21 protein-coding genes are annotated in these 24,267 nt (G+C 74.0%); 15 read left to right on the forward strand and 6 right to left on the reverse strand.

The genetic code is table 11. The features are described from left to right. Positions 1-636: 636 nt before the first annotated feature. Complete coding sequence (locus ANAE109_RS07510) at positions 637-2,016, reverse strand: diguanylate cyclase (protein ID WP_041448186.1); 1,380 nt, start codon at positions 2,014-2,016, stop codon at positions 637-639. Here ANAE109_RS07510 and ANAE109_RS07515 point away from each other — a divergent pair. The 12 genes from ANAE109_RS07515 (at position 2,015) to ANAE109_RS07570 (ending at position 14,795) form a co-directional block, all read left to right on the forward strand. Beyond that, positions 2,015-2,818: a chemotaxis protein CheW gene (locus ANAE109_RS07515; protein WP_234945268.1), complete on the forward strand. Its 804-nt coding sequence runs from the start codon at positions 2,015-2,017 to the stop codon at positions 2,816-2,818. The two genes, ANAE109_RS07510 and ANAE109_RS07515, sit on opposite strands and share 2 nt — an antisense overlap. A 140-nt stretch (positions 2,819-2,958) precedes the next feature. Then, entirely contained in the window at positions 2,959-4,320 is a 1,362-nt protein-coding gene (locus ANAE109_RS07520) for a response regulator (protein WP_011985789.1), read from the forward strand. 76 nt (positions 4,321-4,396) lie between these two features. Then, complete coding sequence (locus tag ANAE109_RS07525) at positions 4,397-7,555, forward strand: valine--tRNA ligase (RefSeq protein WP_011985790.1); 3,159 nt, start codon at positions 4,397-4,399, stop codon at positions 7,553-7,555. Positions 7,556-7,563: 8 nt separating this feature from the next. Beyond that, positions 7,564-8,409 (forward strand): carboxylating nicotinate-nucleotide diphosphorylase, encoded by an 846-nt coding sequence (nadC, locus tag ANAE109_RS07530; protein ID WP_011985791.1) that lies wholly within the window; start codon positions 7,564-7,566, stop codon positions 8,407-8,409. Between the two features lie 13 nt (positions 8,410-8,422). Next, complete coding sequence (locus tag ANAE109_RS07535) at positions 8,423-9,412, forward strand: biotin--[acetyl-CoA-carboxylase] ligase (protein ID WP_011985792.1); 990 nt, start codon at positions 8,423-8,425, stop codon at positions 9,410-9,412. A gap of 71 nt (positions 9,413-9,483) precedes the next feature. Then, positions 9,484-10,248, forward strand: a complete 765-nt coding sequence (locus tag ANAE109_RS07540) for a type III pantothenate kinase (RefSeq protein ID WP_011985793.1) — start codon at positions 9,484-9,486, stop codon at positions 10,246-10,248. Then, positions 10,245-10,784 (forward strand): tetratricopeptide repeat protein, encoded by a 540-nt coding sequence (locus ANAE109_RS07545; protein WP_011985794.1) that lies wholly within the window; start codon positions 10,245-10,247, stop codon positions 10,782-10,784. The genes ANAE109_RS07540 and ANAE109_RS07545 overlap by 4 nt, the downstream gene beginning before the upstream one ends. A 7-nt stretch (positions 10,785-10,791) precedes the next feature. Further along, entirely contained in the window at positions 10,792-11,934 is a 1,143-nt protein-coding gene (locus ANAE109_RS07550) for a hypothetical protein (protein WP_011985795.1), read from the forward strand. Positions 11,935-11,968: 34 nt separating this feature from the next. Beyond that, the gene (gene murJ, locus ANAE109_RS07555) at positions 11,969-13,594 is read left to right on the forward strand and encodes a murein biosynthesis integral membrane protein MurJ (protein ID WP_011985796.1); all 1,626 of its coding nucleotides are present in this window, start codon (positions 11,969-11,971) and stop codon (positions 13,592-13,594) included. A gap of 181 nt (positions 13,595-13,775) precedes the next feature. Continuing rightward, a complete protein-coding gene (locus tag ANAE109_RS07560; protein ID WP_011985797.1) occupies positions 13,776-13,982 on the forward strand; it encodes a hypothetical protein in 207 nt (68 codons plus the stop codon). Positions 13,983-14,032: 50 nt separating this feature from the next. Beyond that, the gene (locus ANAE109_RS07565) at positions 14,033-14,365 is read left to right on the forward strand and encodes a hypothetical protein (protein WP_011985798.1); all 333 of its coding nucleotides are present in this window, start codon (positions 14,033-14,035) and stop codon (positions 14,363-14,365) included. Positions 14,366-14,483: 118 nt separating this feature from the next. Then, the gene (locus ANAE109_RS07570) at positions 14,484-14,795 is read left to right on the forward strand and encodes an STAS domain-containing protein (protein ID WP_011985799.1); all 312 of its coding nucleotides are present in this window, start codon (positions 14,484-14,486) and stop codon (positions 14,793-14,795) included. 55 nt (positions 14,796-14,850) lie between these two features. Here ANAE109_RS07570 and ANAE109_RS07575 read toward each other — a convergent pair whose 3' ends face one another. The 3 genes from ANAE109_RS07575 to ANAE109_RS07585 all read right to left on the reverse strand — a co-directional run bounded on the left by ANAE109_RS07575 (position 14,851) and on the right by ANAE109_RS07585 (position 17,955). Next, positions 14,851-16,350 (reverse strand): response regulator transcription factor, encoded by a 1,500-nt coding sequence (locus tag ANAE109_RS07575; RefSeq protein ID WP_011985800.1) that lies wholly within the window; start codon positions 16,348-16,350, stop codon positions 14,851-14,853. A gap of 112 nt (positions 16,351-16,462) precedes the next feature. After that, positions 16,463-17,293: an anti-sigma factor gene (locus ANAE109_RS07580; protein ID WP_011985801.1), complete on the reverse strand. Its 831-nt coding sequence runs from the start codon at positions 17,291-17,293 to the stop codon at positions 16,463-16,465. A gap of 23 nt (positions 17,294-17,316) precedes the next feature. After that, positions 17,317-17,955: a sigma-70 family RNA polymerase sigma factor gene (locus ANAE109_RS07585; protein ID WP_011985802.1), complete on the reverse strand. Its 639-nt coding sequence runs from the start codon at positions 17,953-17,955 to the stop codon at positions 17,317-17,319. 340 nt (positions 17,956-18,295) lie between these two features. On the opposite strand from ANAE109_RS07585, the gene ANAE109_RS07590 reads away from it, so the two are divergent. Then, complete coding sequence (locus ANAE109_RS07590; protein WP_011985803.1) at positions 18,296-19,630, forward strand: radical SAM protein; 1,335 nt, start codon at positions 18,296-18,298, stop codon at positions 19,628-19,630. Then, positions 19,627-20,853: a class I SAM-dependent rRNA methyltransferase gene (locus ANAE109_RS07595; protein ID WP_011985804.1), complete on the forward strand. Its 1,227-nt coding sequence runs from the start codon at positions 19,627-19,629 to the stop codon at positions 20,851-20,853. The genes ANAE109_RS07590 and ANAE109_RS07595 overlap by 4 nt, the downstream gene beginning before the upstream one ends. Positions 20,854-20,916: 63 nt before the next feature. Here ANAE109_RS07595 and ANAE109_RS07600 read toward each other — a convergent pair whose 3' ends face one another. Beyond that, on the reverse strand, positions 20,917-22,431 hold the full coding sequence (locus ANAE109_RS07600; RefSeq protein WP_143827923.1) for an ATP-binding protein: 1,515 nt from the start codon (positions 22,429-22,431) through the stop codon (positions 20,917-20,919). Between the two features lie 242 nt (positions 22,432-22,673). On the opposite strand from ANAE109_RS07600, the gene ANAE109_RS07605 reads away from it, so the two are divergent. After that, the gene (locus tag ANAE109_RS07605) at positions 22,674-23,225 is read left to right on the forward strand and encodes a hypothetical protein (RefSeq protein ID WP_143827924.1); all 552 of its coding nucleotides are present in this window, start codon (positions 22,674-22,676) and stop codon (positions 23,223-23,225) included. A 20-nt stretch (positions 23,226-23,245) separates the two neighbouring features. Here the strand turns inward: ANAE109_RS07605 and ANAE109_RS07610 are convergent, their stop codons facing one another. Continuing rightward, on the reverse strand, positions 23,246-24,226 hold the full coding sequence (locus ANAE109_RS07610; RefSeq protein WP_011985807.1) for a CPBP family intramembrane glutamic endopeptidase: 981 nt from the start codon (positions 24,224-24,226) through the stop codon (positions 23,246-23,248). Between the last annotated feature and the right edge of the window lie 41 nt (positions 24,227-24,267).

The following is a 24,267-nucleotide window of genomic DNA, read 5'->3' on the forward strand; positions in this document are numbered from 1 at the left end:
CGGGTCCGGGGCCCTGCGCGGATTCGGCGTCGGTCGCCGGGGGAGCCTCGCCTCCGCAAGCCACTGCGGTGAGCACCGCCCCGGCCAAGATCATCGTGTTGCGATTCATCGCGTGTCCTCCGCTGTAGGACCCCCACTCTGGGCTGGTTGGGTATGGGTCAGGGCTGCCCCATGCACGTCGGCCCCAACTTGGCCGCGGCCGATCCGGGGGTTGCTTGCGACAGATTGTCGCGCCCCGCGCGCACGCCGCGGACCTCGCGGAAGCACACGCCGGCGCAGGGATCCGGTGCCGCGACCGTCGCGGGGGTGGGGACGAAGCCCCACGAAGCGCTCCGCCCGGCGCGCCGGAGCGGGCGCGCAGCCTTGACGCTCCGCGGCGAGGTCGGTATGTACCCAAATCAACGGACGCGCCGCCTGAGAGAGCACGCGTCCGGATGACGAGGGCAACCGCTACTACGTGCTGAAACGGGCGGAACCCGGGTGTCGTCGTCAGCGGGGCCAAGGACGAGAGTCCTTGGCCCCGTTCTTTTTCTCTCCCGCGTCAGGCGAACGAGTCCGCCGCCCGCGCATCCCGAGCGTAGGGCCCGCGGCCCGGGGGCCGGAGTCGAAGGACGCAGGCGGGCCTCGTGCGCCGCTCTACGCCCGCTCTCGCTCCCGCTCCCCCACCGGCACCGGCGGCAAGTCCTTCGACGCCATGTAGACCACGTTCCGGTTGGAGCGCTTGCCGCGGTACATGGCGCGATCCGCGAGGTCGAGCAGCTCGGCCTTGGCGCTCGCGTGCTCGGGGAAGCTGGCGAGGCCGATGGAGGCGGTGACGCGCACGCGCTGCCCCTCGCGCGACAGGAAGCGGTGGTCCTCGATGGCGCGGCGGATCCGCTCCGCCACCTTGAGGGCGCCCCCCGAGTCGATGCCGGAGAGGATGACGACGTACTCGTCGCCGCCGTAGCGGACGATGACGTCCTCCTCGCGCACGCAGGAGCGCAGGACCCGCCCCACCTCCACGAGCAGGCGCGAGCCGGACAGGTGCCCGTGCTGGTCGTTCACGGCCTTGAAGTGGTCGAGGTCCATGAACAGGACCGAGAACGCGCGGCCGCCGCCCAGCTCGCGCTGCAGCGCGACCTCCAGGTACCGCGTGTTGTAGAGGTGGGTGAGGTCGTCGAGGTAGGCGAGGTGCTCGACCTTGCGGAGCCGGCCGAGGTTCGTGAGGGCGAGGCCGAGGTGGCGCGCGAGGAAGGCGGCGCCCTCGGCGCAGTCCTCCGAGAGGGGGCCGGGCACCACCACCGCCGCGGCGCCCAGCACCTCGCCGTCGTCCGCCACCGGCAGGCACACCACGCGCCGGTGCGCGGTGGGCCCGACGCCGGCGGGCGCGCGGGCCTCGACGGCGCGCTCGCGCCCCAGCTCGGCGAGCGCGGGCCGCACCGCCTCCAGCACCGCCCGGGCCTCCTCGGGCTCGAGGCCGTGCGCGCCGGCGACGCTCCAGCCGCCCGCCACCGGCTCGAGGAGCGCGCAGGCGGGGGTCACGCACTGCGCGGAGAGGGCGGCGAGCGCCATGGGCACGAGCCGCTCGCGGTCGAGCGTCCCCGCGATGCGCTGCCCGGTCTCGAACAGCCGCAGGTGCTCGCGCAGCGAGCGGTTCTCGGCGAGCACCTCGCGCATCGACAGGCAGCGCTGCACCGCCACCTGGAGCTGCTCGGGCGTGACGGGCTTCACGAGGTAGTCGCTCGCGCCCGCGCGCATCGCGCGCACCGCGGTGTCCACCTTGTCGAGCGCCGTGACGACGACGACGCCGATGCCCGGGTCGAGCTGCTTCGCGGCGTCGAGGAGCTCGAGGCCGTCCTTGTCGCCGGGGAGGATGACGTCGGTGAGGAGGACGTCGAAGCGGCGCCGCGCGAGCTGCGCCAGCGCGGTGTCCGCGCCGTCCGCGACCTCCACGTCGTAGCCCGCCGCGCGCAGGTAGTCGCCGTAGACGGTACGCGCGAACCGCTCGTCGTCGACGAGGAGGACGGCGTTTCCCATGGCCGGCCATCGTATCATGGCGTCCGTGGGCTCCCTCGCGTCCGACGGCAAGGCGCTGATCTTCTCCGCGGGCGGGGTGCGCCTCGCGCTCCGGCTCTCGCACGTGCGCGAGCTCCTCGCCGTGCCGCCCGACGCGGGAGAGGTGAGCGTCCGCGGCGAGCCGGTGCCGACCGCCTTCGTGTCCACGGTGCTCGGCCTCCCCGCCGGCCCCTCGCCCTACGCGCTCCTCACCGAGGACCCCGCGCGCGCCGCGCTGCGCGTCGAGGCGCTGCACGGGATCGTCGATCTCGCCGAGGCGGAGGTGTTCCAGCTCCCCGCGCGCACGCCGCTGCCGCAGCCGGCGCCGTTCGCGGGCGCGATCGTGGCGCGGGGCGAGCTGGCGCTCGAGCTCGCCGTCTCCACGCTCGGCTTCGCACCGCTCGAGCCCGCCGAGGAGCTGCCGGAGCCGCCGCCCGACGCCGCGCTCGGCGCCGGGGCGGAGCGCGAGCTTCGCTTCGCCCGCGGCGGCCGCACCTACGCCGTCCCGCTGTCGCTGCTCGTCCAGATCCTCGAGGCGCCGGAGGTCGCGCGCGTGCCGCTCACGCCGCAGTCGCACCGCGGCCTCCTCCACCACGCGCGCGCGCTCCACCCGGTCGTCGACGTCGGCGTCCTCTACGGCGACGCGCCGGGGGAGGGGAGGACCGTGCTGCTCGTGGACGCGGGCGGCGCCGGGGTGGGCGTCGTCGCCGATCGCGTGCTCGGTGTCGCCGAGGGTGAGGCGGAGGTCACCCGGCCACCGTGGGACGCGCTCTTCGGCGTGTAGCCGAGGGGGCCGACCGGCGCCGGTGTGGGCCTCGCGGGATCACCTCCAGGCGCCCGTAAAGCCTCGCGAACGTTGACATTCGGGCGATCGCGGCGTTACTGGTTACGGTCTTCCTCCCCTCCGCTCCCCCGGGATCCCCGATGCCCAAGAACCTGCTCCTCGCGGACGACTCGATCACGATCCAGAAGGTCGTGGGCATCACCTTCGCGAACGAGGACTACCAGGTCGTCGCGGTGGGGAACGGGGAGGACGCCGTCCTGCGGGCGCGCGAGCTGAAGCCGGACGTCATCCTCGCCGACGTCGTCATGCCGAAGCGCAACGGCTACGAGGTGTGCGAGGCGGTGAAGGCGGATCCGGCGCTGGCGCACATCCCGGTGATCCTGCTCGCCGGCACGTTCGAGGCGTTCGACGAGGCGCGCGCTCGCGGCGCGCGCGCCGACGGGCACATCGCGAAGCCCTTCGAGAGCCAGGCGCTCATCAACAAGGTGCGCGAGCTGGTCGAGGGGAAGGCGGCGGCGGCGGCCGCGCCCCAGGCTCCGCGCCCGTTCGCGTCCGCCGCCGCGCCCCGGCCCGCCGCTCCGTCGCCCGGCGCGCCCGCCCCTGCGTCGACCCGCCCGACGGCGCCCGGCGCCATCCCTCCCGGCGCGCGTCCGGGCGGACCGATCCCCGCGCCCGGCGCCCGTCCGTCGGCACCCGGCTATCCGCCCGCAGGCGTGCCCCGGCCCGGGATGGCCGCGCCGCCCGCCGGAGCGCGGCCCGCCGGACCTTTCCCCGGCCCCGCCGCCCAGGCGCGTCCCGGAGTGCCCGGCCCCGGCGTTCCGCCGGGCGCTCGACCCGGCGCGTTCCCGTCCGGCGCCGTCCCCGGTGCGCGTCCCGGAGCGATGCCCCCGGGCGCGGTCCCGGCTCCCGGCGCCTTCCGGCCCGCGGCGCCGGGGGTGCCTCCGCCCGGCGCCCGCCCCACGGCACCCTTCCCCGGCGCGCCGGCGCCGCAGGCCCGCCCCGCCGCGCCCGTCCAGCCGGTGCGTCCGGCGGCGCCGGCCGCGCCCCTGCCGCAGCAGGCGCGCCCCGCGCCCGCCGTGCAGCCTCCGGTCCAGGCCCCTGCGGCGCGCAAGGATCCCTTCGGCTTCGGCACGCCCGCCCCCCCGCCGCCCGCAGCCCGCGACGACGACTGGAGCGACGTGGACATGGGCGAGGCGGCGGGTGCGCCGTCGGTGGGGGCGCCGTTCGTCCGCGCGGCGGCGCCCGCGCCGCTCGCGCTGCCGCCCGAGAGCGCCGCGCCCGAGCTGGCGCCGATGCACGAGTTCGTACCGCCCGCGGCGGCCACCGGCCACGCGCCCGCCGCGGCCGCCCCGGCCGACGGCGGCGAGGCGGTGCTCCGCGACGCGCTCTCGAAGGCCTCGCGCGAGGTGATCGAGCGCGTCGTATGGGAGGTGGTACCCGAGCTCGCGGAGACCATCATCCGCGAGAACCTCGACCGCCTCGTGAAGTCGCGCCAGGGCTAGACCGGGCGCATCCCTCCCACCGCACCTTCCTTGACCTCCGGTCCGCACGCCGGGCCGCAGGGCGAATCGAGACGTCATGGAGAACGACAACCGCACCGAGCTCGCGAAGGGCTACGAGCACCGCGAGGTCGAGGCACGCTGGTATCCCTTCTGGCTCGAGCGCGGCTACTTCCACGGCGACGAGCACGACCGCAGCCGGCCGCCGTTCTCGATCGTGCTGCCGCCGCCGAACGTCACCGGGTCGCTGCACCTCGGCCACGCGCTGACCGCGACCCTGCAGGACGTGCTCATCCGCTGGAAGCGCATGAGCGGCTTCAACACCCTCTGGCTCCCCGGCACCGACCACGCCGGCATCGCGACGCAGATGATCGTCGAGAAGGAGCTGAGGAAGACCGAGAAGCTGAGCCGCCACGACCTCGGGCGCGAGGAGTTCCTGAAGCGCGTGTGGGCGTGGAAGGAGCGCTACGGCTCGCGCATCGGAGAGCAGCACCAGGCGCTCGGCGCGTCCCTCGACTGGGAGCGCGAGCGCTTCACCATGGACGAGCGGTCCTCGCGCGCCGTGCGCGAGGTCTTCGTGCGCCTCCACGAGGAGGGGCTCGTCTACCGCGAGAAGAAGCTCATCAACTGGTGCCCCGACTGCCACACCGCGCTCTCCGACCTCGAGGTCGAGCACGAGGAGGCCCACGCGGGCGAGCTCTGGTCCTTCGCCTATCCGCTCGTCGATCCCGTCGGCGGGCTGAGCGAGATCGTGGTGGCGACCACGCGGCCCGAGACGATGCTGGGCGACACCGCCGTCGCGGTCCACCCCGACGACGAGCGCTACCGCGCGCTCGTCGGCCGGAAGGTCCGCCACCCCATCCTCGACCGGGAGCTCCCGATCGTCGCCGACGCGATCCTCGTCGATCCCAAGTTCGGCACGGGCGCGGTGAAGGTCACGCCGGCGCACGACTTCAACGACTTCGAGGTCGGCAAGCGCCACGGGCTCGAGCAGATCACCGTCATCGGCCCCGACGGGCGGATGACCGAGGCGGCCGGACCGCTCGCCGGCAGGGACCGCTTCGAGGCGCGCCCGGAGGTGAAGCGGATCATCGCCGAGCAGGGGCTCGACCGGGGGACGAAGCCGCACCTGCTCCCGCTCGGCCGCTGCCAGCGCTCGCAGACCGTCCTCGAGCCGCTCCTCTCCGACCAGTGGTACGTGAGGATCGAGCCGCTCGCGCGCCCCGCGATCGAGGCGGTGGAGCAGGGCCGGACGCGCTTCATCCCGGAGCAGTGGACGAACACGTACATGGCGTGGATGCGCAACATCCACGACTGGTGCATCAGCCGCCAGCTCTGGTGGGGCCACCAGATCCCGGCCTGGTACTGCCCCGACGGCCACGTCACCGTCGCGCGGGAGACCCCGTCCGCCTGCCGGATCTGCGCGAGCGCCGAGCTGCGCCAGGACGAGGACGTGCTCGACACCTGGTTCTCCTCGGCGCTGTGGCCGTTCTCGACCATGGGCTGGCCCGAGGACACCGACACGCTGCGGACCTTCTACCCGACCTCCGTCATGGAGACGGGCCACGACATCATCTTCTTCTGGGTCGCCCGGATGATGATGATGGGCATCCACTTCATGGGCGAGGTGCCTTTCCGGACGGTGTACCTGCACCCGATGGTGCGGGACGAGAAGGGCCAGAAGATGTCGAAGACGAAGGGGAACGTCATCGACCCCCTCGTCATCACCGAGCAGTACGGCGCCGACGCCCTGCGCTTCACGCTCGCCGCGCTCACCGCGCAGGGCCGCGACATCAAGCTCGCGAAGGACCGCATCGAGGGCTATCGCGCGTTCGCGAACAAGCTCTGGAACGCGACGCGCTTCGCGCTCATGAACCTCGAGGGCCACGTCCACCAGGCGGTCGATCCGACGAAGCTCGCGATGACGCCGGCGGACCGCTGGATCCTCGCGCGCACGCAGCGCGCGGTGAACGACACCGTCACGGCGCTCGAGGGGCTCCGCTTCAACGAGGCGGCGAACACGGTCTACCAGTTCGTGTGGGGCGAGCTCTGCGACTGGTACATCGAGCTCGCGAAGGAGGCGCTCTACGGCGACGACGCCGGCAAGAAGGCCGCGGCGCAGGCGACGCTCACCCACGCGCTCAAGACCGCGCTGCTGCTCCTCCATCCGTTCATGCCGTTCATCACCGAGGAGCTCTGGCACGTGCTCCGCGCGCGCGTGCGCGCCGAGGGGTGGCCGGACTCGATCCTCGCCGGCCGCTACCCGCACGTCGGCGAGGTCGACGAGGAGGCCGAGGCCGCGTTCGGCCCGGTGATCGGCATCGTGGACGCCATCCGCAACATCCGCGGCGAGATGAACGTTCCGTTCAAGGTGGTCCTCGAGGACGTGGAGATCGGCTCGCTCGCGCCGGAGGCCGAGGCGACCGTGCGTGAAGAGCTCGGCCGCGTGCACCGGCTCGCCAACGTGAAGGACGCGCGCGTGCTCTCCGACGGGGCGGCCCCCGCCAAGCGCGGGCAGAGCGCGGTCGCGGTCGGCGCCGGCTTCGAGGTGCGCGTCGGTCTCGCCGGCGCGGTCGACGTCGCGGCGGAGTCGACCAGAATCGACAAGGAAATCGGCAAGTTGGACCAGGATCTCGCGTCCGTCTCGAGGAAGCTGGAGAATCCGAGCTTCGTCGCGAAGGCGCCGCCGGAGGTGGTCGAGAAGGACCGCGCTCGGCTCGTCGAGCTGCGCGAAAAAAAGCACAAGCTCGAGGCGCATCGTGCAATGCTCTCGGGCTCGGAACCGGTTTCCACGAGGAGGCAAACCATGGAGAACCAGAACGAGCAGAAGCCCACGACCGAGGAGACGACGCCGGCGCCGGCGGCGGCGGTGCAGGAGGCCGCGGGCCAGGTGCAGACGGCCGTCGCCGGGGCGGTCGAGAAGGTCGTCGCCACGGCCACCGAGATCGCGAAGGCCGCGTCGAACGCGGTGGTCTCCGGGATCGAGGGGCTCCGCAAGGAGCGCAAGCCGGCGCGGCGTCCGGCGCGCAAGGCGGCGGCGAAGCCCGCGCGCGGCGCGAAGAAGGTGGCGAAGAAGGCCGCCGCCAAGAAGGTGCCCGCCAGGAAGGCTCCCGCGAGGAAGGCGGCGGCGCGCGGCGGCAAGAAGACGGCGGCCAAGCGCGTGGCGAAGGCGCCGGTGCGCAAGACCGCCGCGAAGAAGGGCGCCCGCAAGGCGGCGGCGCGGCGCGGCAAGAAGTAGCTTCGGGGATGCCCCGGCTCTCGGCCCACGCGGAGCGCCTCGTCGAGCTCGCGCTGGAGGAGGACCTCCTCCTCGGCGACGTGACCAGCGAGGCCACGATCGACCCGGCGGCGAAGGGGGAGGGGAAGTTCCTCGTGAAGGAGGAGCTGACCCTCGCCGGGACCGCCGTCGCCGTCCGGGTCTTCGAGCAGCTCGGCGCGGCGTGCCGGTTCGACCGGGCGGATGGTGCGCGCGCTGCGCGCGGCGAGGTGGTCGGGGTCGCCACCGGGTCCGTGCGCGCCCTCCTCGCCGCCGAGCGGACCGCGCTCAACTTCCTGCAGCGACTCTCCGGGGTGGCGACCGCGACGCGGCGCTGCGCCGACGCCCTCGCCGCGGGCGGCGGGCGGACGCGGCTCCTCGACACGCGCAAGACGACGCCGGGCTGGCGCATGCTCGAGAAGGCGGCGGTGCGCGCCGGCGGCGGCAAGAACCACCGCTTCGCGCTCGGCGACGGCATCCTCATCAAGGACAATCACGTCGCGGCGTGCGGCGGCGTCGCCGAGGCCGTGCGCCGCGCCCGCGCCGAGGCGGGGGCCATGCTCAAGATCGAGGTCGAGGTGGTGGACCTCGCCGGCCTCGAGGCCGCCATCGCCGCCGCGGCCGACATCGTCCTGCTCGACAACATGGACGAATCGACCATGGCGGAGGCGGTGCGGCTCGCGCGCGGGCGCGTCCTGCTCGAGGCGAGCGGGAACATGACCCTGGAGCGGCTCCCCCGGGTGGCCGCCACCGGCGTCGACTTCGTCTCGATGGGCGCCATCACGCACTCGGCGCGGGCGGTGGACATCTCGTTCGAGCTGACGCCCTCGGGGTGACCGGGAGATCGCGATGGCGGAGACCTCGAGCAGCGAGGAGCTCGTCCTCGCCTTCCTCGCGGAGGCGGGCGACGAGTTCGTCTCCGGCGAGGCGATCTCCGGCAAGCTCGGGCTCACCCGGGCGGCGGTCTGGAAGCACGTGAACGCGCTGCGCGCCGCCGGGTACCGCATCGACGCGCTGCCCGCGCGCGGCTACCGGCTCGCCGAGGTACCCGACCGGCTCACCGCGCTCGAGCTTCGCCCGCTGCTCGACACCCACGATCTGGGCCGGGAGCTGCACTGCTACGACGAGCTCGGCTCGACCAACGACCGCGCGAAGGAGCTCGCCGACGCGGGCGCGGAGCACGGCGAGGTCGTGGTGGCGGAGGCGCAGACCGCCGGCCGCGGACGCCGCGGGCGCGAGTGGGTGTCGCCCCCCCGGCGCAACCTGTACTTCTCGGTCGTGCTCCGCCCCGACCTCCCGCCCGCGCGCGCGGCCGAGCTGACGCTCGTCGCCTCCATCGCGGTGTGCGACGCGGCGCGTCAGGCCGGGGTGGCCGCCGGCATCAAGTGGCCGAACGACGTGCTCGTCGGCGGGAAGAAGCTCGCAGGGATCCTCACCGAGCTCGCGGCCGAGCCGGACCGGGTGCACTGGGTGGTGATCGGCGTCGGCGTGAACGTGAACGCGCGCGCAGAGGACTTCCCGGAGGAGCTCCGCGGCGACGCCACGAGCCTCCTCATCGAGCGGCGCCGCCCCGTACCCCGCGCGCTCTTCGCGGCCGCCTGCCTGACCGGGCTCGAGGGCTGGCTCGACCGTCACGCGGAGGAGGGATTCGGCACCATCCGCGACGCCTGGCGCGAGCGGTCCGTGACCCTCGGGCGCGAGGTGGTGGTGCGGACGGAGGGGCGCGAGATCGCGGGCGTCGCGGAGGACATCGACGCCCAGGGGGCGCTCCTCGTGCGCGGCCGCGCCGGCGTGGAGCGGATCCTGGCAGGGGACGTCACCCTGCTCCGCCCGCGATAGCGGCCGATAGAGCGACACCGGGCAGCGCACCCGCGTTGACCCAGGCGGGGAGGCGACGCTAGGCTCCGGCCGTGCTGCTCGCCATCGACGTCGGCAACACCAACACCGTGCTCGGCGCCTACGAGGGCCCGTCGCTCCGCCAGCACTGGCGGATCGAGACGAGCCACACGCGGACCTACGACGAGTACGGCATCCTCGTCCGCCAGCTGTTCCAGGTCGCCGGCCTCGACCCCGCCGCGGTGACCGCGGTCGCCGTCTCGAGCGTCGTCCCGCCCCTCGCCTTCACCCTGGAGCAGATGTCGCTCCGCTACTTCAAGGTGAAGCCGCTCTTCGTCGGCCCGGGCGTGAAGACCGGGATGTCGATCCTCTACGAGAACCCCCGCGAGGTCGGCGCGGACCGGGTGGTGAACGCGGTCGCGGCCTTCGAGCGCTGGCGGTGCGGCCTCATCGTGGTGGACTTCGGGACCGCCACCACCTTCGACGCGGTCTCGCCGAAGGGCGAGTACCTGGGCGGCGCGATCTGCCCGGGCATCGCCATCTCGATGGACGCGCTGTTCCGCCACGCCTCCAAGCTCCCGCGGGTGGAGTTCCAGAGGCCGCCGCACGTGATCGGCAAGAACACCGTGGCGTCGATCCAGAGCGGGCTCGTGTACGGCTACGTCGGCCTCGTGGACGGCATCTGCGCGCGCATGGCGGACGAGCTGGGCTTCGCGCCCAAGGTGGTCGCCACGGGCGGGCTCGCCGCGCTCATCGCCGGGGTGTCGAAGACCGTCTCCGAGGTGGACGAGCACCTCACCCTGGACGGGCTCCGCCTGCTCCACGAGCGAAACCGGTGAGCGAGGCCTCCCCCGCGCCGTCCGCGCCTCTGCCCCCGGGCGATCCGGACCTCGACGAGGGGCTCTCCGCCTTCGCCGCCCGCGATCCGGAGGCCGCGCACGCCGCCTTCGGGCGGGCGTACCGCCGCGACTCGCGCTCGCCGCGGGCGATGTCCTGGTACGGCGTCACCCTGGTGCTCGTCGAGCGGAACTCGAACCTCGGCGTCGCCCTCTGCGACCAGGCCGTCCGCGCGGCGGGCCCGGACCCCGAGCTCCTGCTCAACCTGGCGCGGGTGCACCTCGCCTTGAATCAGCGCGAGCGCTCGGTGCGCGCCATCTCCCGCGGCCTCGAGCTGTGGCCGCGCGACGCGCGGCTGCTCGCGGCGCGCGACGCGCTCGGCACCCGCAGCGCGCCCGTCCTGCCGTTCCTCTCGCGCTCCAACCCGCTCAACCGGACGCTCGGCAAGCTGCGCCACCGCTGGCGCCAGCGCCGCGCGCCGGCGTACGAGCTCTCCCCCCTCGCGCTCGGCCTCCCCGGCGACGCGCCGGGGCCCTAGGAGCCTCATGCCGGGCTGTCCGCTTCCGCTCGACACGCTCCCGAAGCCGCTGCAGAAGCACGCGGACGAGAAGGCGCCGCCGCCGCTCCGGATGATGGGCGCGAAGGGGCTCGTCCCCGCGGTCGCGCCGGCCGACCTCGTCACGCTGCTCTGGTTCCTGTCCTTCGACGGCGACGCGGCGGTCGCCGGCGCCGCGGTGAAGACCGCGGAGGGGCTGCCCGACAAGCTCTGGAGCGCCGCGCTCCGCGCGGAGGGCGTCCCCGGGGACGTCCTCGACTGGCTCGCCGACCGGTTCGCGGGCAAGGACCCCGCGCTCGAGCTCGTGCTCCTGAACCCGGCGACGCCGGACGCGACCTTCGCCCGGCTCGCCTCGTCCGTCTCGCAGAAGCTCGCCGACATCGTCCGCCAGAACGAGCTGCGCCTCCTGCGCTGCGACGACGTCATCCGGGCGCTGTGCCGGAACCCGAACGCGCTCGCCTCCACCCTGGACGGCGCCTGCGACTTCTGCGTCCGGAACGGCCTCACGCTCCTCGACGTGCCGCAGCTCGTGGCGGCCCACGTGCGGATCCACCGCGTCGACCCGACCGTCCGCCAGGCCGCGCCGGTCGAGACCGCCGCCGCGCTCATGAGCGACTACGGGGCGGAGCTCGCCCAGGAGCGGCCGGAGGGCGCGCCCCCGCCGGCCGACGCGGCCGAGGACGCGACGAAGAGGCTCAACATCACGCAGCGGGTCATGCGGATGTCGGTGGCCGAGAAGATCAAGCTCGCGACCCTCGGCAACAAGGAGGCGCGCACGCTCCTCCTCCGCGACTCGAACAAGCTGGTCTCCATGGCGGCCGCCACGAGCCCGCGCATCACCGACGGCGAGATCCTCGGCCTCGCCAACTCGCGCACCGTGAACGCCGACGTGCTCCGGTACATCTACTCGAACCGGGAGTTCACGCGGACCTACGCGATCAAGATCTCGCTCGTGAAGAACCCGAAGGTCCCGCTACCGACCGCGCTGAAGATGATGTACACGCTGCAGGAGAAGGACATCAAGGAGCTCGCCCGCGACCGGAACGTGCCGCAGACGATCCAGGCGCAGGCGAAGGCCCTCATGATGAAGAAGGAGGCCGCCGCGCGCGGCCCCACGATGGGGAAGCACTGACGCGCGCCGCCCGCGGGTGGCCGGACCGATCCGAATGAAGCCGCCGACGCAGGCGCCCCCGGGCGCACCCCCGGCCGCGCCCGCAGCTGCGCCCGTGCGGGTGGGGCGCGCGCTCTGGCTGTCGGGCGCGACCATGATCTCGCGCGTCCTCGGGCTGGCGCGCGATCAGCTCTTCGCCATCCTCATCGGCGCGAATCGGTACTCGGACGCCTTCGTGGTGGCCTTCCGGATCCCCAACCTCCTGCGCGATCTCTTCGCGGAGGGGGCGCTCTCCTCGGCGTTCGTCCCCGCGTTCGCCGACGCCCACCGCAACCGCGGCCGCGACGCCGCGTACCGGCTCGCCAACGCGGTGGTCGGGGTGGTGCTCGTGGCGGTGGGCGTCCTCACCGCGCTGGGCGTCGTCTTCGCGGACGGGCTCGTGGCGGCGATCGCGCCGGGGCTCGAGTCGCCCGGCCTCGCCGCGCTGCTCGCGCGCATCATGATGCCGTTCCTGCTCCTCGTGTCGCTCGCCGCGGTCGCGATGGGGATGCTGAACGCGCAGAGCCGCTTCGGCGCCCCGGCCATCGCGCCCGCGCTGTTCAACGTGGGCTCGCTCGCGGTGGGCCTCGGGCTGTGGGCGTCGGGCTGGCCGCCCGAGCGCGCGGTGGTGGGCTGGGCGGTGGGGACGATGGTGGGCGGGGTCCTGCAGCTCGGCGCGCAGCTCCCCGCGCTGCACGCGCTCGGCTTCCGGGCGCGGCCGGTCCTCTCCCGCGAGGCGCTCCGTGACCCGGGCATGCGGCGCATCGGCAGGCTCATGGGCGCCGCCGTCGTGGGGCTCTCGGCGACGCAGGTGAACATCCTCGTGAACACCATCTTCGCCTCGCACCAGGTGGGCGCGAACACCTGGCTGCAGATGGCGTTCCGGCTCATGCAGCTGCCGCTCGGCGTCTTCGGGGTGGCCATCGCCACGGTCGCGGGGGCGGGGGTCGCGCAGCGCGCCGCCGCGCGGGACATGCCGGCGGTGAAGGCGACGCTCGGGGCGGCGATGCGGCACGTGGCGTTCCTGAACGTGCCCTCGGCGGTGGGGCTCGCGGTGCTCGCCGGGCCCATCATCTCGATGATCTACGAGCACGGCCGCTTCGGGCCGGAGGACACCGCCGCCACCGCGCAGGCGCTGGTCTTCTACGCCGTCGGCCTCTACGCCTACTCGGGGGTGAAGGTGTTCGCCCCCGCCTTCTACGCGCTCGACGAGGCGCGCGTGCCGGTCGTCGGCAGCGTGCTCGGCATGGCCTCCAACGTGGCGCTCAACGTGACGCTCTGGCCCGTGCTGGGGTTCCGCGGCGTCGCGCTCGGCACGTCGCTCGCCGCCGGCGTGAACTTCCTCGTCCTCGCGCTGGTCTGGAGGCGGCGCCACGGCGGGCTCGGCGGCGCCGGCATCGTGGCGCAGCTCGGGCGCGTGATGGCGGCGACGGTCGTGCTCGGGTTCGCCGCCTGGGCGGCCCTGCGGGGGCTCCAGCGCGTGCTCCCCCACGACGGCGGCCTGGCCCGCCAGCTCGCCCTCGGGCTCCTCCCGGTCCTGGCGGGCGGCCTCGCCTACCTGGCCGCCGCGCGAGCGCTGGGCATCTCCGAGCTGACCGAGCTGCTCGGCGCCGTTCGACGGCGGCGCGCCCGCCGATCCTGATCCGGGACCGCCCCCGCCGCCCTCGCGGCGCGAGCCGGTGGGCCCATGGGTGGCCGCCGGGGACCCGCCTCCTCCCACGACGCCCGTCCGGACCGCCGGCTTCGCCTCCGAGGGGCTTTGGCGCGCCCGACGCGTTGCCTACCTTCCCACAGGGAACCCTTCAACCCCGTGAGGTCGGCACATGGAGAACGGCGGCGGCGTCTCGCAGGTGAAGCAGAGCGCGGGAGACATCGCGCAGGACATGCAGGACCGGATCGAGGAGCTCCGCGGCTACGCGGAGGACGCCGGCGAGGTGATCCGCAACTTCGCGCGGGAGCGGCCGGTCGCGGCGTGCGCCATCGCCGCCGGGATCGGGTTCCTGCTCGGTCGGCTCATGTCGCGGACGTGAGCGGGGCGCGGACTCGGATGGACCATCGAGGGACGAGGGAGGTGAGGGGTATGGCGGCGATGGACGACATGGGCGAGGTCGGCGAGACGCTGAAGTCGGTCACGGAGCAGGCGCGCGAGGCGGTCACGCGCTTCGCGCAGGAGATCCAGCTCGAGCGGCGCATGCAGGAGAACCCGATCGCCGTCCTGGGGGCCGCGGCTGCCGCGGGCTTCGTGCTCGGCGGCGGGCTCTGGCCGCTCATGCGCCCGTTCGTGAAGGCCGCGGCGCGCACGGCGCTCTCGCCCACGAACCTGCTCGCCATCGGCGCCGCGTTCGGCGCGATGCGCGCCGCGAGCGGGCAGGACGAGATGCCGCAGGGAATCCCTGCACCCGACACGCACTAGGGAAACCGCGTGACGTCGCGAGACCGGGTCTCTGCGCGAACTCGGTTGGGGTCGTGGGTTGACCGTCCGGAACGGCGATCACACCCTAGGCGCTCGCGAACCATGAGGTGACCCAGAGATGATGGACGTGACGCGCGGCGCACGTGGCGAGCTGGTCATCCGCATCGCCGGAACGTTCGATGGGATGGCCGCGTCCCGCCTCGCCGGCTGGCTCGGCGAGATCTCCAGCGACGACGAGCTCGTCGTCGACTTCTCGCAGGTCCGCGACTGCCACGACCTCGGCCTCGCGGCCGTGGCGTGCGACCTCGCCCAGCGCGGTCCACACCTCCAGCTGCGCGGGCTCACGCGGCACCAGCAGCGGATGCTCCGCTACTTCGGGCTCGACCTCGAGCCCGGCGAGCTCCAGGGAGAGGAAGAGGCGCTCGGGTGAGCGGAGCCCGCCCGGTCTGAGCCGCAGCGGCGATTCAGGCTAGGTGGTCTCCGCCTCAGGGGCGCGGCGGCGGCGTCGCCGCCCTCGGCTCGCGCGCGCCGAGCGTGTCCTGCGGCGCCTCCTCGTCGAGGAGCTGCGCGGCGATGGCGAGCGCCTTTCGCACCTTCTCGCGCACCTTCTCGTCGCCCTTGATCTTCTGGTAGGCGCGCAGCACGCGGTCCTCGTTCTTGGCGTTCGCCGCCTCGAGCTCCTGGACGCGCTTGCGCAGCTCGCCGGTGCGCTTCTCCACCTCGCCGTGCGCGCCCGCGGCCTCCTCGCGCGCGACGAGCAGATCCGCGCGGAGCCCCTCGAGCTCCTGCTCGAGCTGCGCCGCGCGAGCGACCGCGCCTGCCGCCTCGTCGGCCTTCTTCCGCGCCTCGGCCTCGGCGAGGCTCGCCCGCCGCTCCGCGTCCTCTGCGCGGCGGCGCGCCTCGGCGGCGTCCACCTCGGCCCGGCGCGCCCGCGCCGCGAGCCCTTCGAGCTCGCCGCGCGCGCCGGCGAGCGCCACCTCGGACTCGTCCGCGCGCGCGCGAACGTCCTCGAGCTCCCGCTCGAGGCGCGCCGTGTCGCCGTTCGCGCTCGCCCTCGCCTGCCTCGGCGGGTCGTCGTCGAGCAGCGGGATGCCCGCCGCGCGGAGCAGGTCGGCGCTCGCACCGCGCAGCGGGCCGCGGGCCGGCGGCGCCGGCTCGGGCGCGCGGTCCTCTTCCTCCGGGAGCGGCAGCCCGGCCCCCTCGTCGCCGAGCGCGTCGAGCGCGAGCTCGGCGTCGGGCCGATCCTCCTCGTCCCGCTCGGCGGCCAGATCGTCCAGGCCGAGCGGCTCCGAGTCCTCCTGCGCGTCGAGCCCCAGCCCGAGCTCGAGCTCCAGGTCGTCCTCGTCGGCGGCCGCGGCGGCGGACGGAGCGGCGAGCTCCTCGAAGGCGTCGTCGAGCAGGCGCAGCTCGTCGTCCACGCTGCCGGCCGCCCCTCGCCCGCCCGCGATCGGCTCGTCGTCGGGGAGCGCCGACAGGTCGAGCGCAGGCAGGTCCTCGACCGGCTCGGTCGGGAGCGCCTCGAGCCCCATCGAGTCCTCGAGGCTGACGAGCTCTTCCTCCCCGAGGTCGTCGTCGTCGGGGCGGGGGATCTCGTCGTCGACGGGCGGCTCGGCCAGCCCGACGACGCGCTCCACGGCGTCCACGAGCGCCTGCGGCCCGTAGGGCTTGAAGAGGTACTCGTCCGCGCGGACCTTCAGCGCCCGGTGCTTCTCGAACGTCTCCTCGGTCGCCTCGGCGCTGGTCAGGACGAGCGGGATGGCCTTCAGCGACTCGTCCTTCTTGAGCCGCTGGCAGACGAGGTAGCCGCTCATGCCCGGCAGCTCGACGCAGAGGACGATGCCCTGCGGGCTCCACTCGCGCGCGAGGTCGAGCCCGTCCTTCCCGTCGGCGGTGTCGCGGACCTCGAAGCCTCGCGACTCGAGCGCCTGGGTGAGCGCCGACGCGAGGGCGGCGTCGTTCTCGATGAGGAGGATCTTCGTGGGCATCGCGCGTTCCGGGGGGCGGACGGGGGCGCGGCGATGCGGCAACCGCGCGGAAAAGGCTGGGAAACTCTACCCCAGCCCGCGCGCGGGTCAAAATGACGGTCCGGGCGGACGGCTACCGGGCCGCGTCGGCCTGGGCCGTCTGCACGAGCTCGAAGAGCTGGCCCTCGTCGAGATCGGAGACGAGGGAGTAGACGATCTCGTCCTGGCGCCAGACCGCCACGTTGTATCCGCGGGCGGCCGCGATCCGGACCTTGTGCGAGCCGATCTTCACCTCGCGCCCGGACGTGTCGAAGCGGCCGTCGGGGTCGTCCACGATGAACAGGCCGGCCTGGCCGCGCGGGAGCTGGTACCGGATGTACGCCGCCGGCCACGCGCCGATGTGCGAGAGGCGCGCGCCGAGCACCTGCACGCCTGCGGTGCGGAAGCGGGGCGGCGCGGGGTTGAAGTCGAGCTTCCCGGCGAACCAGCCGGGGATGCCGCTCTCCGGATCCGTGAAGGTCACCTCGAGCGGGAGCTCGCGGTGGTGCTTGCGGATGGCGTCCTCGACGAGCGGGCTGTCGCCGTGGCCGAGCGGGTCGAGCCAGAGCACGAGCAGCACGCCCGCGACGCAGGCCGCGAGGGTGGCGAGGGGAACGGGCGAGAGGGCCCGGCGCCAGAGCGGGAGGCGTCTCCGCGCGAGGGACTCCTCGATGCGGGCGCGCAGGGCGGGCGGGGCACGTCCGGCGGGCGAGTCGCTGCCGAGCGCCTCGCGGAGCTTCGCGCGGACGGCGGCGCGGACGCGCGCCTGCCGCTCCACCATCGACCGGCAGCGCGGGCACGCGGTGAGGTGGACGTCCATCTCGGCCCGCTCGCGCTCGTCGAACTCGCGGTCGAGGTACGGATCGACCGAGCGCTCGACGTCGCTGCATTCGAGGGCCGCGATGAGCGTGGGTTCGATCGCCATGGGCGCGTTTCCGCCGGGGAGCCTTACGCCGACTTTCCGCGGCGCTTCCGGTACGTCTCGAGATCGATGCTGCCGTCCTCACCGACCTCCTGCAGCACGCCGGACAGCACCGCGTAGCTCGCCAGCGCCTTCTGGAGCAGGCGGCGCCCGCGGTAGAGCCGGCTCATCACGGTGCCGACGGGGACGTCGAGGATCTCGGCGATCTCCTTGTACGAGAACTCCTGGAGGTCCGCGAGGATCACGACGAGCCGGAAGTCGATGGGGAGCGAGTCGACGGCCTTGAGCACGTCGTCGGACAGCAGCCGGTCGAAGAAGTACTGCTCCGGGTTCGCGGCGAACTCCGCCGCCTCTCTCGACACGAAGCGCTCGTGCACGGCGTCGCGCTCCGAGCCCTCGACGATGTTCCGCTCCTTCACCGATCGCCGGTATCGGTTGATGAAGGTGTTCGTGAGGATCTTGAACAGCCACGCCTTCATGTTCGTTCCGCGCTCGAACTTGTCGAAGAAGCGGTAGGCGCGGAGGAAGGTGTCCTGGACGAGATCCTCGGCGTCACGATCGTTCTTCGTGAGGCGCAGCGCCGCGGAGTAGAGGGGATCGAGGTGCTTGAGCGCGAGCTCCTCGAACTCGCCACGCGTGAGGTCGGTCTGTCTCAGATCGAACATCAGGGGTTCGTCTCTCCCACCGGGGTTCTATTCCGCTCGTCCGTGCACCGCTTCCCTCGTACCACGTACCAGGGAACGAGCAGCCGGTCGAACCGATTCCCGCCGCCCACCCCCGCGCCCGGTCGTCGGGGGGGCCTGCGGTCGAGATGGCGGAAAGGACGTAAGAATTCTAATCGGACCTGTGCGGGGGGCGCATGCCTCCGAGGCGCGATCCAAATCGGAGGCTCGGCCGTGCGGACGCGCTCCCGCGAGCTGGTCCGCGTGGTATGAGGCGGGCCCCTCGCCGTCGAGCCTCTGCCCGGGCGGGGCAGCCCGAGGCGCCCTTACACTATAGAGCCCGATGCCGAAGCTCCTCTTCGCGGACGATCGCGGGAACGTCTACGACCACCCCGAGCTGGACGCGGCCGTCCGCAGCGGTGACGCTGCGACCGGCACGCGCGAGCGGCCGATCGACCTGCCGGAGGGCGCGTCGCTCTGCATGCTCCCGGGGCGCCGCCCGGTCGGGATCGACCCGTCCTCCGGCGCGCTGGTCGTCCTCCACGAGATCAAGCTGGGGCGCAGGCGGGTGAAGCCGCACGCGGTGGGCGCCACCCTGCCGCCCGGATACACCCGGACGTTCCTGCCCGCGGCGGCCCGCGCCGCGCTCCCGACGACAGGGGAGGCGCCGATCCTGCCGCAGTGGGCGTACACCGCCGCGGCGCTCGGTCCGCGCGGGCCGGTCGCCTGGGCGCTGCACACCGATCGCCGAAGCCACTGGAGCCCGACGGCGCACTCGACCGAGGACCTGCCGGAGCTGGTGGAGCGCACCCTCGAGGAGACGGACAACCCGATCTACCGGCAGCTCGCGCGCTGCGCCCTCGAGTGGCGCTGCTTCACCGCGCAGAACACGTTCTACGCGCGCGACGAGGGGGCGATCCCCGCGTCCGCCTCGTGCAACGCCTCCTGCGTGGGCTGCCTCTCCGAGCAGCAGGAAGGGATGCCGCCGTCGAGCCACGAGCGCATCGCCCGCCCCCCGACCGCGGAGGAGATGGCGGAGGTGGCGCTCCGGCACCTCGCCCGCGCGACCGGGCGCATCATGGTGAGCTTCGGGCAGGGGTGCGAGGGGGAGCCGCTCACGCGCTGGAAGGAGATCGAGCGGGCGCTGCGGCGCGTGCGGGCGGAGACGCGCCGCGGCTCCCTGCACGCGAACACGAACGGCTCGCTCCCGGACGCGTTGGGACGCCTGATCGACGCCGGGCTCGACTCGGTGCGGATCTCGACGAACTCGGCCTCGCCGGATCTCTACGCGGCGTACTACCGGCCGAGCGGCTACGGGCTGGCGGACGTGGTCCGCTCGATCCGCGTCGCGAAGGAGAGGGGCGCCTACGTCGCCCTGAACCTGCTCACCTTCCCCGGCGTCACCGACCGCGAGGGCGAGGCGGAGCGGCTCTGCCGGCTGGTCGCGGAGACGGGCGTGGACCAGGTGCAGACGCGGCCGCTGGCGCTCGATCCCGACGTGTACGTCGAGCTCTCGCGCGGCCTGGGCGGCGGCGGGCCGGCCCTCGGGATCCGCCGGCTCGTCGCGGAGCTGAAGCGGGCGCGGCCGGGGCTGGTGGTGGGGAACTTCTCACGCGCGCGGCGAGAGCGCGCGAAGCCGGAGCGCCGCGCGCGGCGGGGCCGGCCGGAGGCGCGATGAGGGCAGCGGGGAGCGTCGTGCGCGGCGAGGCGGAGCTCGAGCTGCGGAAGGACCTGGCGCGCCACCTCCGCGCCGGGCACCCGTGGGTGTTCCGCAAGGCGGTGGACCGGGCGCCGAAGGGGCTCCCCCCAGGCGCCATCGTGGACGTGACGGAGGAGGGACGGTTCGTGGCGCGCGGGTACTACGATCCGCACTCCGCGATCTCGGTGCGGATCCTGACGCGCGAGCCGGCGGAGGCGATCGACGCCGCGTACTGGCGACGCCGGGTGGCCCGCGCCGTCGCGCTCCGGCGCGAGCTCGTCCACGGCACGACGGGCTACCGGCTCGTCCACGGGGAGTCGGACGGGCTGCCCGGCGTGGTCGCCGATCGCTACGACCGCTTCGCCGTGCTGAAGCTGTACTCGGCGGGGCTCACCCCCCACCGCGGCGCGATCGTCGAGGCGCTCCGCGCCGAGGCGGAGGGGCTCGCCGGCGTCTACGGGCGCGACGAGATCCCGCGCGACGACCTCGACGACGCCGAGGCGGGCGCGCCGCAGGGGCGGGTCCTGTGGGGCGCCGAGCCCCCGGAGCGGATCGCCTACGACGAGCACGGGATGCAGGTCCTGGTCGACGTGCGGCGCGGCCAGAAGACGGGCCACTTCCTCGACCAGCGCGAGAACCGCCGCCGCGTGCGGGCGCTCGCCGCGGGCCGGCCGGAGGTGCTGAACCTGTTCGGCTACACCGGCGGCTTCTCCGTGGCGGCGGCGCTCGGGGGCGCGCGCCACGTGGTGACGGTGGACGTGGATCGCGACGCCATCGCGCTCGCGCGCGAGAACTTCCGCGCGAACGGCCTCGACCCCGCCGACCACGCGTTCGCCTCCGAGGACGCCTTCGAGCTCCTCGCGCGCTACAAGCGCGAGGGGCGCCGGTTCGACCTCGTGGTCTGCGATCCCCCCGCGTTCGCCAAGTCGCAGAAGGCGGTGGACGCGGCGCTCGCCGGCTACGCCTCCCTGAACCGCGCCGCGCTCGCCGTGGTCGCCCCCGGCGGCCTGCTCGTCACCGCGAGCTGCTCCGCCCGCGTCTCCGCCGAGCAGTTCACGGACGCGGTGAAGGAGGCGGCGTACAAGGCGAAGGTGGAGCTGCAGCTCGTCGAGGAGACGAGGCAGCCGGCGGATCACCCGGTGGCGCTGCAGTTCCGGGAGGGGAGGTACCTCAAGTGCCTCGTCCTCCGGCGGGTGGGGTAGGGCGGGACGCCGACGGGCCGCTCGCGCCGGGCATGTCGAAGCCCGCGCGGGGGTGCCGCGACGCTAGCCCGCGGCGGCGTCGAGGGGCGACAGGCACGCGCCGGGCTTGAACAGGCGGAACAGCGTGTCGTAGTCGACCGGCTTCGTGAGGTGCTGGTCGAAGCCGGCCGCGATGGCGCGGCGGCGGTCCTCGGGCTGGCCGTAGCCGGTGACCGCCACGAGCTTCACTCCCTGGCCGAGGGCGGTCCGCACGCGGCGCGCGACCTCGTAGCCGTCGAGGCCGGGCAGGCCGATGTCCACGAGCATCACGTCGGGGTGGTCGGAGAGGGCGCGCGAGACGCCGCGCAGGCCGTCCTCCACGGCGTCCACCTCGTGGCCGAGGTGCTCCACGAGGAGCCGCAACGCGTCGCGGTTGTCCTCGTTGTCCTCGACGACGAGGACTCGCAGCTTCCCGCCGCGCGGCTCGTGCCGCGACGGGGTCCGCTCGCGGCTCTCCGCCACCGCGGCGATGGGGAGGGACACCTCGAACTCGCTGCCCTGGCCGGGTCCCGGACTGCGTGCCTCGACGGTGCCGCCGTGCTGGTCCACGAGCCGCTTCACGAGCGCCAGCCCGAGCCCGAGGCCGCCCTGGGCGCGGTCGATGGTGGTCGCGGCCTGCGTGAACGGCTCGAAGATGCGCGCGATCATGTCGGCGGGGATGCCGATGCCGTCGTCGCTGACGCGGATCGAGGCCTTCTCGTTGCGCCGCGCGACGAGCACGGTCACCCGGCCGCCGGACGGGGTGTACTTGAGGGCGTTCGCGAGGAGGTTCGCGACGATCTGCTCGACGCGGACGGGGTCGGCGTGGATGGGGACCGGCTCGCGCCAGAGCGACACGGCGAGGTCCAGCCCCTGCAGCCGGGCGGCCTCCGCGAGCCCCGCCACCGCCTCGCCGACGAGCTCGTTCAGGTCCACGACCTCGCGCCGGAGGGTGATCTGCCCGCGCGTGACGCGCGAGACCTCCAGGAGATCGTCGACCAGCCGCGCGAGGCGGCGCGCCTGGCGGTCGATGATCCCGCGCGGGCGCTCGTCGTCGGAGGAGCGGAAGAGGGGCAGGGCGAGGAGGATGGCGCCGAGCGGGTTGCGCAGCTCGTGGCCCAGCATCGCGAGGAACTCGTCGCGCGCGTCCACCGCCCGTCCGAGCTGACGCATGAGGTCGCGCGCGGCGTACTGGCGCCGGCGCGTGCGCTCCGCGCTCTTCACGGCGCCGACCAGGGTGAGCACCTGGGCGGGCCGCTCCACGAGCGTCACGTTCCCCAGCGCGTCGAGCGCATCCGGCGCGGGGGAGGCGGCCGGGAGGCGCAGGCCGTCCCGGCAGAGCAGGATGATCGGCAGGTCCGACCAGGGCTCCTGCAGCGCGAGGGCGCCCGAGAGGCCGGTGAGCGCGTCCTGCGAGAGGCACTCGGACTCGATCACGGCGGTCGCCGCCCCGCGCCCGATCTCGGTCGCGAGCGTGGTCGCGTCCGGGACGGCGACGACGTTCAGGCCGGCGCGGCGGAGCGCCGGACCGGCGAGGTCGGCGCCGTGGCCGGTGGGCATGAGCAGGAGGACTCGATCTTCGAGTGGCGAGCCTTCGTTCCCCATCGATGCCTCCGGTCCCACCCGCCCCCGCCCGACCCGCGTGCGCTCACGCACGACCGCCGTGGTGGGGATTGCTCTCCTACCTGCACCTCATTGTCGAGGGGCCTACCGAGGTTCCGCCCCAAGGAGGAGACGGAGAGGACGCGCTCGACGCCTGGCACGAACCGTGGTCCGATCCGACGTCCTCGACGGAGGTGCCCGTGATTCGCCCGCTTCTCGCCGCCGCGTCGCTCGCGCTCGTCGTCCCTGCCCTCGCCGGCGCGCGCGGCCCATCTACCCCCGAGGAGCGGCGCCGGGCCGTCGAGACCACCCGGAGGCTCGAGAAGGCGCCGCTCGCGAAGGACGCGAACGCGGCGCGACGGAGGCTGCTCGACTGGATCGTGGAGATCCCGGACATCCAGGTGCGGAGCTGCTCGGGCCCCCTCGACGTGCTCGTGGAGGACCCCGGCCCGTACGGGCGGATCCTGTACCTCCAGTCGATCTTCGGGATGGCCACGTTCCTCATCGAGCACCCGCGGGCGAAGGACGACTGGGCCACGGTCCAGTCCGCCGGGATCGAGAGCGTCCTCCGGGCGTACCGCGCGATCGTACGCGCCGACTCCGACGCGCGCCGGGAGGAGCTCGACGGGCTCGTCGAGATCCAGCGGCGGGGCCGGCTGAAGCAGCTCGTGCAGGAGACGATGGGCGAGTGCGGCAAGCCGCAGGACGAGGAAGGCGAGGGGATGGGGCCCGTCCCGCGGGACTCCATCTGACCTCCCGCTGACCCCTCCGCTCAGCGCCCGGGCCCGGGCAGCGCCCCCATCCGGACCGCGAGGAACAGCGCGAGCAGGAGCAGCGCCCCCGCGAGCATCGCGAGATGGAGCCTCGCGGGCACGCGGCTCAGCCGGAAGCGGGTCGAGGGGTCCGAAGGTTCGCGCCGCACGATCGCCGCCTCGGGCGGGATGGGCCCCTCGCTGACGGTCCGGAAGGCGGTCAGGAGCGGGGCGAGGGCCGCCGCGCCGAGCAGCAGCGCGCCGACGATCGCGACGACCGGCGGCTGCTCCACCTCGCGCGCCGCGCGCGGGGCCGCGAGGGCGAACAGCGAGACGATGCCGTTGTTCACGGCGTGCGCCGCGACCGCCGGCCAGATGGAGCCCGAGCGCCAGGCGAGCCAACCGAACACCCCGCCGAGCACCAGCAGCGCCGGGAACCTCACGGGGTCGAGGTGGATGACCGCGAAGAGCAGCGTGGACGCGGCGAGCGCCGCGGCGGGCCGCCGGCGCGAGAGCAGGGTCGTCTGGAGATAGCCGCGGAAGGCGATCTCCTCGCAGACGGGCGCGACGAGCGTCGCGACGACGGCGAGCACCACGCGCTCGGCGAGCGAGCGGTCGAAGAGCTTCGCCACGTCGAAGGTCTCGATCCAGGAGCGCGGCATGAGCCGCTGCGCGCCGGCCATCACCCCCATCGCGAGCAGGGTCCCGGCGGCGCCGGCGAGCGCGCCGAGCACGAGCGGCGCCGGCCGCACGCGGCCGAGGCGCAGGTAGGGCACCGCCTTCAGGTTCGAGCCGGTGGCGAGCACCAGCGCGGGCAGCAGGAAGACGAACAGCTCCGACCAGACGAGCCCCACGAAGACGTGGATCGCCTGCGCGAGCAGCCCCGGCAGGAAGAGCGCGAGCAGCACCGCGAAGAACGCGAGCGCGCTCTTGGGCGCCGGGGGCGCGGGGGTCGGCTCGGCGGCCTCGGGGCTGGCATCCACGCCCGCGCAGGATGGCACCGCCGGCCCTCACCGCAAAGCGTTCGAGGGTAATATGGCCC

The sequence above is a fragment of the Anaeromyxobacter sp. Fw109-5 genome, assembly GCF_000017505.1.
GTDB lineage: Bacteria > Myxococcota > Myxococcia > Myxococcales > Anaeromyxobacteraceae > Anaeromyxobacter.